Annotated in this window: 17 protein-coding genes; 8 read left to right on the top strand and 9 right to left on the bottom strand. The window is 65.4% G+C overall.

What is annotated here, in order from left to right; all coding sequences use genetic code 11:
- The first annotated feature begins 154 nt into the window (after positions 1–154).
- A complete protein-coding gene (gene epsC / locus NKF06_RS04200) occupies positions 155–1,018 on the top strand; it encodes a serine O-acetyltransferase EpsC (protein WP_253244618.1) in 864 nt (287 codons plus the stop codon).
- A gap of 50 nt (positions 1,019–1,068) precedes the next feature.
- Here epsC and NKF06_RS04195 read toward each other — a convergent pair whose 3' ends face one another.
- The 3 genes from NKF06_RS04195 to tgtA all read right to left on the bottom strand — a co-directional run bounded on the left by NKF06_RS04195 (position 1,069) and on the right by tgtA (position 3,346).
- Positions 1,069–1,374, bottom strand: a complete 306-nt coding sequence (locus NKF06_RS04195; RefSeq protein WP_253244617.1) for a hypothetical protein — start codon at positions 1,372–1,374, stop codon at positions 1,069–1,071.
- A gap of 79 nt (positions 1,375–1,453) precedes the next feature.
- A complete protein-coding gene (locus NKF06_RS04190; RefSeq protein ID WP_004041883.1) occupies positions 1,454–1,729 on the bottom strand; it encodes a winged helix-turn-helix domain-containing protein in 276 nt (91 codons plus the stop codon).
- 72 nt (positions 1,730–1,801) lie between these two features.
- Complete coding sequence (gene tgtA, locus NKF06_RS04185) at positions 1,802–3,346, bottom strand: tRNA guanosine(15) transglycosylase TgtA (RefSeq protein WP_253244616.1); 1,545 nt, start codon at positions 3,344–3,346, stop codon at positions 1,802–1,804.
- Positions 3,347–3,532: 186 nt separating this feature from the next.
- Between tgtA and NKF06_RS04180 the strand changes: the two genes are divergently transcribed.
- The 3 genes from NKF06_RS04180 to NKF06_RS04170 all read left to right on the top strand — a co-directional run bounded on the left by NKF06_RS04180 (position 3,533) and on the right by NKF06_RS04170 (position 5,883).
- The gene (locus tag NKF06_RS04180; protein ID WP_253244615.1) at positions 3,533–3,814 is read left to right on the top strand and encodes a hypothetical protein; all 282 of its coding nucleotides are present in this window, start codon (positions 3,533–3,535) and stop codon (positions 3,812–3,814) included.
- Positions 3,811–5,331, top strand: coding sequence for a methyl-accepting chemotaxis protein (locus tag NKF06_RS04175; RefSeq protein WP_253244614.1), 1,521 nt, complete (start codon positions 3,811–3,813; stop codon positions 5,329–5,331). The genes NKF06_RS04180 and NKF06_RS04175 overlap by 4 nt, the downstream gene beginning before the upstream one ends.
- A 69-nt stretch (positions 5,332–5,400) precedes the next feature.
- Positions 5,401–5,883 (top strand): cupin domain-containing protein, encoded by a 483-nt coding sequence (locus NKF06_RS04170; protein ID WP_253244613.1) that lies wholly within the window; start codon positions 5,401–5,403, stop codon positions 5,881–5,883.
- A gap of 38 nt (positions 5,884–5,921) precedes the next feature.
- Here the strand turns inward: NKF06_RS04170 and NKF06_RS04165 are convergent, their stop codons facing one another.
- Together NKF06_RS04165 and NKF06_RS04160 are read right to left on the bottom strand one after the other, a co-directional pair.
- Complete coding sequence (locus NKF06_RS04165; RefSeq protein ID WP_253244612.1) at positions 5,922–7,793, bottom strand: SLC13 family permease; 1,872 nt, start codon at positions 7,791–7,793, stop codon at positions 5,922–5,924.
- 48 nt (positions 7,794–7,841) lie between these two features.
- On the bottom strand, positions 7,842–8,615 hold the full coding sequence (locus NKF06_RS04160) for a CPBP family glutamic-type intramembrane protease (protein WP_253244611.1): 774 nt from the start codon (positions 8,613–8,615) through the stop codon (positions 7,842–7,844).
- Positions 8,616–8,793: 178 nt separating this feature from the next.
- Here NKF06_RS04160 and NKF06_RS04155 point away from each other — a divergent pair, with 178 nt between their 5' ends.
- A complete protein-coding gene (locus NKF06_RS04155; RefSeq protein WP_253244610.1) occupies positions 8,794–9,450 on the top strand; it encodes a helix-turn-helix domain-containing protein in 657 nt (218 codons plus the stop codon).
- A 189-nt stretch (positions 9,451–9,639) separates the two neighbouring features.
- Entirely contained in the window at positions 9,640–10,533 is an 894-nt protein-coding gene (locus NKF06_RS04150; RefSeq protein WP_058825822.1) for an alpha/beta hydrolase, read from the top strand.
- A 68-nt stretch (positions 10,534–10,601) separates the two neighbouring features.
- Here NKF06_RS04150 and NKF06_RS04145 read toward each other — a convergent pair whose 3' ends face one another.
- On the bottom strand, positions 10,602–11,150 hold the full coding sequence (locus tag NKF06_RS04145) for an NUDIX hydrolase (RefSeq protein ID WP_253244609.1): 549 nt from the start codon (positions 11,148–11,150) through the stop codon (positions 10,602–10,604).
- Positions 11,151–11,219: 69 nt separating this feature from the next.
- On the bottom strand, positions 11,220–11,951 hold the full coding sequence (locus NKF06_RS04140) for a hypothetical protein (RefSeq protein ID WP_253244608.1): 732 nt from the start codon (positions 11,949–11,951) through the stop codon (positions 11,220–11,222).
- 119 nt (positions 11,952–12,070) lie between these two features.
- Here NKF06_RS04140 and NKF06_RS04135 point away from each other — a divergent pair, with 119 nt between their 5' ends.
- Positions 12,071–12,787, top strand: a complete 717-nt coding sequence (locus NKF06_RS04135; protein ID WP_253244607.1) for a hypothetical protein — start codon at positions 12,071–12,073, stop codon at positions 12,785–12,787.
- A gap of 12 nt (positions 12,788–12,799) precedes the next feature.
- On the opposite strand, the gene NKF06_RS04130 is transcribed toward NKF06_RS04135, so the two are convergent.
- Positions 12,800–13,417, bottom strand: coding sequence for a class I SAM-dependent methyltransferase (locus tag NKF06_RS04130; protein ID WP_253244606.1), 618 nt, complete (start codon positions 13,415–13,417; stop codon positions 12,800–12,802).
- 252 nt (positions 13,418–13,669) lie between these two features.
- Here NKF06_RS04130 and NKF06_RS04125 point away from each other — a divergent pair, with 252 nt between their 5' ends.
- The gene (locus tag NKF06_RS04125) at positions 13,670–13,864 is read left to right on the top strand and encodes a cold-shock protein (RefSeq protein WP_004041873.1); all 195 of its coding nucleotides are present in this window, start codon (positions 13,670–13,672) and stop codon (positions 13,862–13,864) included.
- A gap of 143 nt (positions 13,865–14,007) precedes the next feature.
- On the opposite strand, the gene NKF06_RS04120 is transcribed toward NKF06_RS04125, so the two are convergent.
- Positions 14,008–14,199: hypothetical protein (locus tag NKF06_RS04120; RefSeq protein WP_253244605.1), on the bottom strand; the 192-nt coding region annotated here is incomplete at its 5' end.

Genomic DNA, 14,199 nt, shown 5'->3' with positions numbered 1-14,199 from the left:
CGCCCGATTTCGGCGGCCAGAAGCCTTATCCGGCGGTCGGGAGCGCGCCGACTGGTGAGATCGATTCGCGCTCGGAAGTCGCGGTTCGAAGGCGGCGAATCGGGCCCGATGAGACGGGGTTAAATACCGCTCGTCCACCAACTATCGCTATCGGATGTCCTACACCTACTCGGGCGACGCGCATCTCGGGCTCGCGGCGTCCTACCGCGCCGACGACGACCCCTTCCCCACGGACACGTCGCTTTCGTTCCCGCGGCGGAATCACCTGCGAGAGGACGTTGACCTCATCAAGCGACTCCTGTTCCCGCGCTGTTGGAACGCGGGGCCGTGGGTCGGCGACGAGGAACTCCTCCGCGACGGCGTCGCCAACTTCGGCGCGCTCTGTCACTCCGGCATCGAACCCTACACGGACGAGGACCCCAAGCCCGTCGTGGACGAGGTCGTCAGGCAACTTCCAGATATCCGCGAGACGCTGAAGAAGGACGTCGAAGCGGCGTACAAAGGTGACCCCGCCGCCCGCGGTTACATGGAACTTATCCGGTCGTACCCCGGCGTGCAGGCGATTATCGTCCACCGCGTCGCCAACGCCTTCTACGAGGCCGGCGCGCCCGAATACGCCCGCGAACTCGCCGAGTACGCGAAGATGGAGTCGGGCATCGACATCCACCCCGGCGCGACCATCGGCGACTACTTCTTCATCGACCACGGCACCGGCGTCGTCATCGGCGAGACGACGACCATCGGCGAGTGGGCGCGCATCTATCAGGACGTGACCCTCGGCGCGCTCCACTTCGAGGAGGACGAAGACGACGAACACTCGCTCAAGAAGGGGTACAAACGCCACCCGGACATCGGCGACAGCGTCGTCATCGGCGCGGGGACCAAGGTGCTCGGCGCGGTCTCCGTCGGCGACCACGTGAGCATCGGTGCGAACTCGTGGGTCACCGAGGACGTGCCGGACCACACGAGCGTCTTCATCTCCGAACACCCGACCCACGAGCGGAAACACCGCGACTGAGCGGGCGGGGATGCGTCAAAACCGGACTGAGGCAAGAGAAAACAGCGTTTTCAGTCGAACGTAATCCACGCGAGGAACACGAGCCCGACCGTCTCGAAGACGTGCAACAGCATCATCAGTCGCCACGCGATGACGGGCACGTCGGTGCTGAACCATCCCGAGAGCGTCGGGTCGAGGATGTACATGTAGAACGCCAGCGCGTTCTCGGCGAGGAGGAACACCCCGAACACGAGGAGTCCGACGGCGTGTTTAGACCTGAAGGTCACGTAGTTTCGGGCCCACACCGCCGACAGTGCGAGCAGCACGACGACGTTGACGCCCGAGGAGACCGTCGCGACGTCCACCCAGATACTCATTCGTTCTCTCCTTTCCCCGTCATCCTGATATACGCTTTCCCAAATCTTTCCATAATCACCGCGTCTGTGACTCGCATACTCAGTCCATCCGCTCGACGATTGTCTCGACGGTCTCCCAGTTGGCGCGACACCGCGGCGACGGGAGGTAGACCGCGCCGTAGTCGTCGCCGCTCCGCTGGACTACGTCGTTGTCCATGAGCACGTCGAGGTGGTGCCGGACGGTTTTGTAGTCGAGGTCGAGCGTCTCGGCCAGTTGGTTGGCGTTTCGCGGCTGCTCCTCTACGGTCTTGAGAATACGCACACGGTTTTCGCCGCCGCGGGTTCCCGTGAGCACGTACCAGAGGACAGCCTCCATCGTGTTCGTTGATACGTCGGGTGAACCTAAGAGCATCGACCGACAGACGCCGACGCGACCGAGTGAACTGGTCTACGCGTCAGCCGACGCCGAACCGTCGTCGTCCTCGTCGGCTTCGTCACGCTCGTCGGCCAACCACTCTGAGACCGTCGACAGCGACTCTAACTCGACCGACTCGGGGACGTGAGCGAGCGCCGACTCGGGCCAGTCGTCGTGCGCCAGCGTGAACGCCGCGTCGGGGTTCTCCTCGACCAGCCGCGAGACGCCGCGGGCGGCCTGCTCGTAGGCGTCGCGGTCGAGTCGCTCGGGGACTTCGGCGGTGAGCGGGTACGTCTCGGAGAGCGACCGCGGGAACGGGCCGAACGGCGGGACGACCCGCCACGTCGCGTCGAAGTCGTCGCCGGAGGGGATGCCGCCCTCGGTGAGGAGGACGTGGCCCTCGGCGGTCAGGCGGTCCATCCGGGCGTGGTGGCGCGCGACCTCGGGGCGGTGGGCGCTCTCGTTGGAGGCGTAGAAGAACGCGCCCTTCGAGGCGGGGTCCTCGCGTTCGAGCTGGTCGACGTGGTCGAGGAGCGCGCGGTAGCCGTCGAGCATCGCCGGGTGCGAGCGGGCGCGCTCCTCGACGAGTTCCATGAGGTCGCCGTCGCGGATGGCCTGCTTGATGCGGCGGAGTTCGGCGAACGTGACGTGGAGGTTGTGTTCGGCGAGCAGTTGCTCCTGTTCTTTCGACCCCGCGGCCCGCAGGTCGTCAGGCGAGTACTCCGTGCAGATGGGACAGGTACACGGGAGGTATTCGAGGTCTTCGAGGTGTTCGGTCCCGCGAACCGTGAGATAGCGGCCGTCGCGGGCGTAGAGTGCGTAGGCGGCGGAATCGAACAGGTCACAGCCGAGGGCGACGGCGAGCGCGAGCATCATCGGGTGGCCCGCACCGAACAGGTGGACCGGGGCGTCGACGCCGAGGCCGCGCTTGGCGGCCGCGACGGCGTCGACCATGTCGTCGTAGCGGTAGGCGTTCATCATCGGGACGACCGCGCCCACGGGGAACACGTCGAGGTCGGTCGCGTCGGCGTGGCGGCCGGCCTCCTCGCGGAGGTCCGGGTAGGTCGACCCCTGAACGGGGGCGTTGACGAGCATCTCTCCCGTGTCGGCCGCCTCGGCGTCGGCGAGGGCTTGCCTGGTGATTTCGAGGTCCGTCTCGGCCTGCTCGCGGGCCACGTCCGGCGGCGTCGGGATGTCGACCGGCGTGGCGATGTCGGTGCCGATGTCCCGCTGGAACTGGAGAATCTCCTCGGTCGTCGTGTCGATTTCGCCGTACTCGGCGAGTTGGAACGACCCCGAGTCGGTCATGATGGCCCCGTGGAAGTCGAGCATCTCGTGGAGGCCCACGTCGAGCGCCTCCTCGCGGAGGTGCTCGTTCGTCTTGATGATGTAGGAGTTGGTGATGAGGATGTCCGCGCCGAACTCGGACTCCAACCGCGCGGGCGAAATCGTGTCGATGTTCGGGTTGACGACCGGCAGGAGGGCCGGCGTCTCGACGGTGACCCCCGCACGCGGGACCGAGAGGCGGCCGATACGGCCGGCGAGGTCCCCGTCGCGGAGTTCGAAGTGGTCGCGCATGGAGTGGCGTTTCCCGAGCGCGGCGGTAAGGGTTGCGTTCGCGGGTCGGCCGCGCGCCCAAAAACAGACGCACGACCGGAAATAGCCACATGCGTTGAAATATTCTAGAAAGGATACACCATGGGTATCAAACGTGATTTTTTGGGCGAACAGTTTACAAAGAGATTAGAATAACTGGCTAACCAGATGTTAGCCGACTTATCACCACTCGAAGTAACCGCGCTCGCCGTCGCCCTGGTCGGGCTGATACCGGTTATCACGCAGTACAGAGACGAGACCAAGCTGTTCGCCGCGGGGTACGTCCTCCTCGTCGTCGGGATGGTCGCGACGAACCTCGAGGCGCTCTTCCTCGGGTCGGTACTCAACTTCGTCGAGCACGCGGTCGGCATCGGCCTCGCGGGAGTCACGTTCTTCGCGGCGGCGTACGTCCGCCGGAAAAACGTCATCAAAGGCGGTGACACCTCGTGATAATCGACGCGCTGTTCGACGCTATCGGGACCCTCGGATTCATCGGCGCGGCGGTGCTGGCGTGGCTCAACTACCGCGACACCGACGCGGAAGCGTCGTTCTGGCTGACGTACGCGTTCGCCTCCGTGCTGGCGATTCTGTGGATGGTCAGCCTCACGCTCGAGAAACTCGGCATCTACACCGAGATATTCAACCTCGTGACCTCGCCGCTGATGACCGCCACGGTCGCCGTCTTCGCAATCGGCGGCACCGCGACGCTCGCCATCGTCGCGGACATGAAGGAACTCGTCGACAGCGCCGAAAAGCGGCGGCGCGAACTCGACGCGCTCACGACGGACCTCGAACGGCAGGCCGAGAACTACGGCGACGCGATGCAGACGGCCGCCGACGGCGACCTCACCGTCCGTGTCGACGCCGAGAGCGACAACGACGCGATGCGCCGCATCGGGCGGGGCTTCAACGAGATGTTGGAGGCCATCGACTCGGTCATCGTCCAGATACAGACGTTCGCAGAGCAGGTCGACGACGAGAGCTCCGAAGTCACCGCGAGCGCCGACGCCGTGAAGACGACGAGCACGGACGTGGCCAACAGCATCGAGGAGATTTCGGCGGGCAACGAGACGCAACACCGGAACCTCAACGCCGCGGAGTCCGAACTGAGCAACCTCTCTGCGACCATCGAGGAGATTGCCTCCTCCTCCGAGGAAATCGCACGACAGTCCCAACAGACCGTAGGGCGCGCCAAGGAGAGTCAGGAAGCCGCCGGTTCGACCATCGAGAAGATGGAGCAGTTGGAGTCACGGTCGACCGAGACCGTCACCGAGGTCGAGGAACTCCAGCAGTCGGTCACGCAGATCAGCGAGGTCGTCGACCTCATCGACGACATCGCCGAAAAGACGAGCATCCTCGCGCTCAACGCCTCCATCGAGGCGGCGGGCGCGGGCGACGCCGGTGAGGGGTTCGCCGTCGTCGCCAGCGAGGTGAAAACGCTCGCCGAAGAGACCGCCGAGGCGACCCAAGAGGTCGACTCGCTCATCCGCGACATCGAGCAATCGACCGAGAGCGTCGCCGAAGACACCTTCGAGACGCAGGCCGAGGTCGAAGCCAGCCGCGAGACCGTCGGCGAAACGGTCGAGGTGCTCGAAGAAATCGTCCACAAAATCGAAGACAGCAACGACTCCATCCAGTCCATCAGCAGCGCCACCGACGAGCAGGCGCAGTCGACCCAAGAGGTCGTCACGATGATGGACGAGATAACGAACCTCAGCGACCGGACGGCCTCGGAGGCGCAGAACGTCTCCGCCGCGGCCGAAGAACAGACGGCCGCGACCCAGCAGATTGCGGCGTCGTCCTCGTCGCTCTCGGAGCGCGCACAGCAGCTCAAGTCGCTCGTCTCGCAGTTCGACTCTGGGCGCGCGGCGGGCGGCGTGCCGGGCCGCGAGACGGCGACGCCCGCGGCCTCGACTCCCAACCGAGCGATGCGGGCGGACGGACGCGGCGACGACCGCCCGAACTGACCGACGCCCAGCGCGCACGGCCGAGCGGCCCCGACGAACGTTTTTCTGCCAACTCGCCGAACGGCCGATATGGAACCAGTCAACGAGTCCGACATCGACTGGACGGTCCGCGACGGCGTCGAAGGCACGTTCAAACAGAAGCGGTTGGGCGCGGCCGCCGGAAGCGACGCCCTCGGCTGTAGCCTCTACGAACTCCCGCCCGGCGCACAGCCGTGGTCGTACCACTACCACGCCGCGAACGAGGAGGCGCTGTACGTGCTTTCCGGGCGCGGGCAGGTCCGCCTCGGCGGTGAGGTCCACGCCCTCGCAGAGGGCGACTACGTCCCCTGCCCGAGCGACGAGTCAGGGGCGCACTGCGTCGTCAACGACGGCGACGAACCGCTCCGGTATCTCGCGGTGTCGACCATGAACGACCCCGACGTGACGATACACCCGGACATCGACAAAGTCGGCGTCTACGTGGGCGCGCCGCCGGGAAGTTCGGCGGAGCGAACCGTCTCAGCGTTCTACGACCACGAATTCGACGGCGATGAGTTCGACGGCGACGACTGAGTCGGCGGTGGCCGACTCACACGGCGGGAGCGACGCGCCTACGCGCCGACGCCCCAGAAGAAGGCGATGCCGGCCACGGTGACGACCGACAGGAGCAACTGCAGCGGCGCGCCGACGCGGAGGAAGTCCGAGAACGTGTAGCCGCCGGGGCCGTAGACGAACAGGTTCGTCTGGTAGCCGACGGGAGTCATGAAGGCCGTCGAGGCCGCGAACGTGACGGCGAGGACGAACGAGAACGCGTTGGCCCCGATTGATTGGGCGGCGCTGGCGGCGACCGGAATCATGAGCACGACGCTCGCGTTGTTCGAGATGACGCTCGTGAGCAACCCGGTCGCGAGGTAGAACACCCACAGGACACCGATTGCGGGGAGGAACGTCGCCGTCGAGGCGACGGCGTCACCGAGGAGCGCCGCCGCACCCGTCTGTTGGAGCGCGACGCCGAGCGGGATGACGCCCGCGAGCAGGAAGATGACGTTCCACTCGACCGACTTGTACAGTTCGTTCGGTTTGAGCACGCCGGTGAGAATCATCGCGACGACGCCGCCGAGCGCCGAGACGACGATTGGGAGGACGTTGAACGCCGGGAGCGCGACGACGCCGGCGATGATGGCGACGGCGAACGGCGTCTTTTCGGTTCGGTAGTCGGTGTCGTCGAACTCGTGGGCGACGATGAAGTCCTCGTTTTGGACGAGTCGCGTGAGGCTGTCGGGCGGTGCCTGCACGAGCAGCGTGTCGCCGACGCGGATGTCGATGTCCTCGAACCGGTCGCGGACGACCTTCCCGCGGGTCCGGAAGGCGAGGACGTTCGCGTCGTAGCGCTGGCGGAACGTCGAACTGGCGAGGCTCTCGCCGACGAGAAACGAACCCGAGGGGATGACGACTTCGACCATGACCGGCTCTTCTTCGCCCGGGTGGAGTTCGCTCTCCGAGCGGGGCCCGCCGACGAACGTGAGCCCTTCCGAGCGCATGATTCGTTCGAGCGTCTCCCGGTTGGTGCGGAGCCGGAGCGTGTCGTTCTCGTGAATCTCTTTGCGGGCCAGCGGCTCCAAGAACTGCTCGCCGTAGCGGATGAGCTGTAACACGTCGATGTCGAGGTCGTCGTTCCCGAGAGCTTCCTGAACGGTCTGGCCGATGAGCGACGAGTCCGCGGGGACGACCACGTCGGCGAGGTACTCCTGGAGCGCGTACTCCTCGACGAGGTCGTCCTCGGCGGGCACCCGCTTGGGGAGCAGGCGAACGCCGACCGTCATGAGGTAGACCGCGCCGACCACGAAGACGATGACACCGAGTTTGGTGAACTCGAACATCCCGAAGGCGTGGAGACCGAGGCCGGGTGACTCTCGCCCGAGTTGGGCCACGATGTCGCTGGCGAGGATGTTCGTCGACGTACCGATGACTGTCAGGGTGCCGCCGAGCATCGAGGCGAACGAAAGCGGCATGAGGAGCTTCGACGGCGAGGTCTTGCCTTTGTGCGCGAGGTCCGCAACGACCGGAACGAGGATGGCGACGACCGGCGTGTTGTTGATGAATCCCGACACCGGGCCGGTGACGCCGATGGTCGCGGCGAGTTGCTTCGTTTGGCTATTGCCGGCGTAGTTGGCCATCTTCCGGCCGATGAGTTGGACGATACCGGTTCGGTTGACGCCCGTGCTCAGGATGAGCATCGCTAGCACGGTGATGGTCGCCGGGCTGGCGAAGCCCGAGAGTCCCTCCTGCGGGGTGATTTGCGTCCACGGCTCCAGCACCATCAGGAGGACCATCACGACGATGGCGGTCACGTCGATGGGGAGCCACTCGGTGGCGAACAAGACGAGAGAGAGGAGGATGAGCGCGAAGACGACGAGCATATCCACCGTGACGGCCGCCGGAACCAGCCCCTGGACAGCCGACACGAGTGTGGAGAAGAACACGTCTGTTCGAAGGGATAGCGAAGGAAAAAGGCTGGTATCGACGGCCGCTCAGAACAACAGCCCGGTCGGAATCTCGCCGGGGTTCATCTCGGCGAACTTGAATATGAGGTACGCGAGCGAGAACAGTGTCGCGTTGTACGCACCGTGGATGAGCGCCGGCACGGCGATGTTGTCGGTCAGTTCGTACGCCGAGCCGAAGACGACGCTCGGGAAGAACAGGATGCCGATAGTGACGAGGCGGCCGCCCGCGCCGCCGGTGAGCGCGACGTAGTGAATCGCCGCGAAGATGGCGCTGGCGAGGGCGATGCCCGGCACCGGGCCGAACGACTCGCGGATGCGGTTCTGGACGACCCCGCGGAACAGCAGTTCCTCGCCGGGGCCGATGAGGAGGAACGACGCCGGGATGAGGAGCAACAGCACCTCGGGGTCCTGCGCGGCGATTTCGGTCACCTGGTTCGACCCCGCTTGGACGCCGAACGTCGAAACGAGGAACGCGCCGACGAACGCCGCGACGAGCGCCGTCACGTAGCCGAGGACGACCGCGACGATGTCGCGGAGCGACGGGACGGAGACGCCGAAGTACGAGCGGTCGAGGCCGCGGTATCTGGTGTAGACGAGGGCGACGCCGCCGAAGGCGATGCCCTGTAAGAGGACGAGCGACATGACGACGAGCGCGAGGGGCGTCAGTTCGACGCCCGCGCTCAACGCCAGGACTTGCGTGATGACGACGAGTATCGTGCCCACCGCGAGACCGCCGCCGCCGAGGGCGATAGCCGCGAGGAAGGACCGAACGGGGTCAGGGAGGCGCGTCGTAGTAGCCACAGGCGACCTCTTAGAGCGCCGGCATCAAAATCCTTCTCGCCTCGGAGCGGGGTTCGAGGGGCGAACGCGAGTGTGAGTCGGTCGCCTGACCACTCGGTGAGCTGACGCGCGGCCCGCGGCCGACCGAGAAATGTCGGACAGTCGCTACGTTTTACCGCGACGCAGCTCAACTCAGCGTATGCGATATCTCACGGTGCTGGTCAAACCGGAGAGCCGGGACGCGTTCCATCCCCTCGGAAAGCGGTTGACGGAAGCGCCGTCGGTCGAGAGGCGAGCGATTCATCACGTCGAGTTGCTCGCCGACGGCACCGTGTTGCTGTTCGCCGAAGCGAGCGGCAGTCAAGAGCGATACAGACAGATTATGGAGAACGCCCCGCGCGTCATTGACTACCTCGTCTCGGGAGATGACCCTTGGATGGCCGTGAGTAATTTCGAACCGACAGAGCCGTCGCGGCGGACGCTGGAACTACAACGGGAATCTCCGCTGGTAATCGAGACTCCGATGCGCTTCACCGATGACGGAGGTATCAAGCTGACGTGTCTGGGAACCGACGAGGCGTTCGGAGAACTGTTCGAAGTCGGTGTCGAAAGAGCGAGTGTCTCGGTCGAACTACTCGAAATGGGCGATTTCGAACCCGACAAGTCGACGTTCAGCAGGACGTTGACTCCCCGACAAGAGGAGGTACTGGAGGCGGCAGTTCAGTTGGGATACTACGACGTTCCCCGAGAGGCGTCACTTCGGGACGTTGGGGAGGCAGTCGGAATCACTCCTTCGACGGCCGGTGAACACCTCCGAAAAGTCGAACAGCGCGTGTTCAACGAACTTGTTTGCTAACGTTTTCGCGTCGGACGTTGCGGGACGGCGGACGGTGGGTGCGGTTCGCGCCAGACATGGTGATAAAAGTAGCCTCACGGCTACGGCAGTAGCCGTACCCCGGTCTGTCACCTGCGCTTAGGTACCGGTTCGAACTCACATGAGTCCCGCACAGAGACAGCGCCCGATCATCACTCCGAGCCAACAGCAATGACGGACACAGACACCCACCCAAGCACCGACGGCTCGCTCATCGACGCGTCCGGCATCGAATCCACCACCCGTCACGTTAACGGCGTCCGGTTACACGTCGTTACTGCAGGCGACTCCGACGACCCACTAGTCGTGTTACTGCACGGCCATCCCGACTTCTGGTACGGGTGGCGCGCCCAGATTCCGCGGCTCGTCGAGGCGGGCTTCCGAGTGGTCGTCCCCGACCAGCGAGGGTGTAACCTGAGCGAGGCCCCCGACGGAATCGACTCCTACCGAGTGTCAGAACTGACAGCGGACGTGTGCGCCCTCATCCGTGACGAGGGACGGGAGTCTGCCCACCTGATCGGCCACGATTTCGGCGGGTTCGTCGCATGGAACGTCGCCCTCCGCCAACCGTCCGCGGTCGACCGACTCGGGATTCTGAACGTCCCACACCCGGCGGTGTACCGAACGACCCTGCGGTCGAGCCCCGAGCAGATCGCCCGGAGTTGGTACGTCTGGTTCTATCAGTTGCCGAGGCTCCCCGAATGGATTCTCAGTTGGAACGACGCGAGCAGGATGGTCGCCGCCCTCGAAAAGACGTCCAACCCGGGGACGTTCGACCGAGAGACTATCGACCGCTATCGGGCCGCCTGGCGGCACACGGGTATCGGGCCGCGAATAGACTGGTATCGTGGGTTCCTCCGGTCGGAAAGCCCGCCCCGCGAGGTCGTCACCCAACCGACGCTGGTCTGCTGGGGCGAAGACGACATCGCACTCGTCCCCTCGATGGCGAAACAGAGCATCGACTACTGCGAGGACGGCCGGCTTCGGACGTTCCCCGACGCGTCGCATTGGGTACACCACGAGCGCGAGGAGGTGACCGACGAGCTGATTCGTCATCTCTCCTGAGCGGCGGTCCAGGAGGCGAACGCAAACGCAGGACGAAAAGGGGAACCAGCGACGGCCCTCTCGGCTCCTTACTCGCCGGCGAGTTCGTAGTAGAGCACGCCGAGGACCGTCCGCGCGTCGCGGACCTCGCCCGTCAGGACGGCCCGCTTGAGGTCGTCGTACTCGACCGTCGTCGGGCGAATGCTCTCGTTGAAGTCGAGGTTCTGGTCGGCGCTCGGCTCGCACCCGCGCGCGACGAAGTAGTGGTGGACCGAGTTGGCGATGCCGTTGGCCGGCTCGACGGTCACGAGTGGCTCGACCGACTCGGCCTCGTGGCCGGTCTCCTCGGCGAGTTCGCGCCGGGCGGCCGCGGCGTAGTCGTCGTCGTCCGGTTCGGTACCGCCGGCGGGGAGCCCGCGGTTCGTCCGGCCGACGGCCTGTCGCCACTCGTCGATGACGACCACGTCGCCGTCGGGCGTGAAGGGGAGGACGACGACCGCCGCCGGCTCGTCGACGTAGTGAAAGTCCGTCTCGGTCCCGTCGGGGAGCCGAACGTCGTCCATGCGGATGTCGAAGCCGGGACACGAGTAGTCGATGCGCGTGTCGGTGGTCTCCCACGCGAGGTCGTCGTCGCTCATGGCTTCACGTGACGGCGGTGTTTCCAAAAACGTCGCGGTGCCCCGATACACCGCTACCGCGATACCCCGTTACCCAGCGTCGTCGAACGAGACGGTCGCGAGGTCGGCTTCGAGGTCGTCGACGTACTCGTTGTACGCCTCCACGAACGCGACGAAGTCGCCGGCGAGTTCGCGCACGTCGGGCGCGGCGGGTGGTTCGTACTGCGACAGCAGGTAGATACCGCCCTCGCCACCGACGCGCAGGTACGACGCCCGCGGGCCGTCCCACTTCAGCTCCCAGCGCGTGCCGCCGACCCGCTGGGTGAAGGTGCCGTACTCGCCGTCGAAGCGGTTGAGCTCGCCCGCCATGGTGTCGGCCACCTCGCGGATGGTCGAGACGAGTTGGTCCCGCTGGGCCACGATTTCCTCGGTCGTCGTCACCGCGGGGAACTCCGTCGGCACGTCGTCGAGGACGCCGTCGAGCGACTCGACGTGCTCGTTGTACGCCTCCACGAACGCCGGGTAGTCCTGCATCGCCGTCGCGAGCGCCTTCGGCTCCGGGGGCTGTTTGGTCGAGACGACGTACGTCTCGCCGCCCGACTTCCCCTTGAACCGGAGGTACTGCAGCGCGCCCGCCTCGTACTTGAGCGTCCACGTCCCGCGGCGCGTCTTGAACGTCTCTTGGCCGTAGTCGCCGCCCTGGAGGATGGCGAGTTCGCGCGCGATGGTCCCCGCGTGGGCTTCGACCGCCGCGACAACCTCGTCGCGGTTGGCCGCGACGTCGTCGACGCTCGTGATATCGAACGAGAGGGCGTCAGTCATTGTCGGAGGGTGGTGGCTGGAGGGGATAAGTGCGTTCGTCGCCGGTTTTATCACCGATAGTACACGTCACGGATGTGATGAGCCAACACAGGGCAACGGTTGGTGGGACAATCGGGGGTATGGCACGACGAGCGAATCCGGCGTTCGCGGGCGGCATCGTCGCGGTCTCCGTTCTCGCGTTGGGGTACGCGGTCACGCTCGGGTCGCTTCAGCAACACACGTTCGTCCACGTCATGGCGGGGTTGCTCTGGACGGGCACCGACCTGTTCATGGGGGCGATTCTCGGACCGGTCATCGGCGGCCTGACGGACGAACAGAGCGCCGCGGTGTTCGAGCGCCTCACGCCGAAGACCGCGTTTTTCCTCCCGTCGATGGCGCTTGTCACCATCGCGGGTGGCATCACGCTCGCCCAGCGACTCGGGGTGTTTCCCCACGCCGAACCGTGGCTCGCGCTGTTCACCGCCGCGAACCTGATCCCGGTGTTTCTCCTGCTCGGACGGCGACTAAACGCGTGGCGCGACCGGCGCTGGCAGGTCGCCTTCGCCGTCGCCACCGTCGGGTCGCTCGCGTGGGTCGCGACCACCATCGGCGACTTTCAGATGACCACACCGGCCATCGTCGTCGCGCTCGTCGTCGTCACGATTCTCTCGGTACAGGGCTTCGGCTTCCTGATGCCCGGCGAGATACGGATGTACTTCGAGATGACCTCCGAGGACCCGGATCCCGGCGTCATCTCGGCCATCGGAAAACAGAACGCCATGCTCGGCGGCGTACAGGGAGTGTTCCAACTCGTCCTCATCGCCGATATGGTGTACCTCCGCTACGGCGGCTTCTGAGTGAAAACGAGGTCAGTCGGTCCGGCGGAACACGCGGAGCGTGTCGCGGTCGCCGCGCTCGCAGGCGACCTGTTCGAAGCCGAACGACGCGAACACGGCCTCCCAATCGCGGTAGTAGAGGGGGAAGTCGTACTCGTCGTCGTTGACGCCGCGGTCCTCGGGCGGGACCGACTGGTCGCCCTCGTTTTCGACGGTGACGAAGTAGTCGCTCGCGCTCCGGGCGAGCGCCTCGAACACCCACGCGTCGTCGGGGTGGATGTGCTGGAGCGTCTCGATGGAGTAGACGGCGTCGAACTGGCCCGGGGAGAACTCCTCGGCGACCTCCTCGATGGCGGCGGCGCGGAACGTCCCGCAGTCGGCGAGGTCGGGGTAGGCGTCGGCCATCACCTCGAAGCAGTCGGGGTTGATGTCGACGCCGTGGAGGTTCTCGAAGCCGTGTTCGCGGAGGTGCGAGAGGTGCCGACCGGGACCGCAACCGAGTTCGAGAATCGACGCCGAGAGGTCGAGACGCGCCTCGAAGACGCGCCGGATCGACTCGCTCGTCTCGTTCGGCCCGTAGTACGCGTAGTACTCCGGCGAGAACTCTCCCGACCGATTCGCCCACTTCCGACGAACGTCGTTAGCATCCACGGTGTCGGAGACCGTCCGGCCACGCGTAAAGCCTCGTCGGCCGCGACCCGCCGGGTTCGGTGAGCAGAACTGCCGATACCACAGATTACCGCGCCATCGGCGACGAACCGCTAGGCGAACGAGAGCAGAACCGACACAACAGAACATTCGTCTACAAAGATCGAGGATTCAGAAAAATATTCAATAAAATAGCCCCGTGACAACACGACCCTCACAAGTCTTATCCGCAAAGGGCGTGTGTGTTCAAAAGCAATGGCGAAAGGAAACGTTGATTTCTTCAACGACACTGGCGGCTACGGTTTCATTTCGACGGACGATGCTGACGACGACGTGTTCTTCCACATGGAAGACATCGGCGGCCCGGACCTCGAAGAAGGCACGGATGTTGAGTTCGACATCGAGCAGGCCCCCAAGGGCCCGCGCGCGACGAACCTCACGCGCCTTTAAACTAATTTAGTACGCCGCGTTTCGCGGCAGAACGATAACTCACATTTTGCGTATATTCGACCGGTGAGCGACGCGTTCGCGGCCGGTCGGCTACGCGACCTATCCACTTCCAACACAGAGCGCCGGCCGCGCGAATTACTGACTCAGAGCGCGTCGGCCGCGCGGGCCTGCTCGGAGCGACGCCGCGCCTGTTCGAGTCGCTGGTCGGTCGCCCGCGAGAGCGACCCCGGCAGGTCCTCGCGGGCCTCGGCCAGCCGTTCGGCCACGCGTTCGAGGCGGGACGCGACGGTGACGAGGCTCTCGTCCGCCCGTCCGCGGTCGCCCGCCTCGGCGCG

The organism is Haloferax sp. AB510, assembly GCF_024136985.1.
Classification (GTDB): domain Archaea; phylum Halobacteriota; class Halobacteria; order Halobacteriales; family Haloferacaceae; genus Haloferax.
The sequence above is the reverse complement of the archived record's forward strand: the minus strand, read 5'-3'. Positions and strand labels throughout refer to the sequence as shown.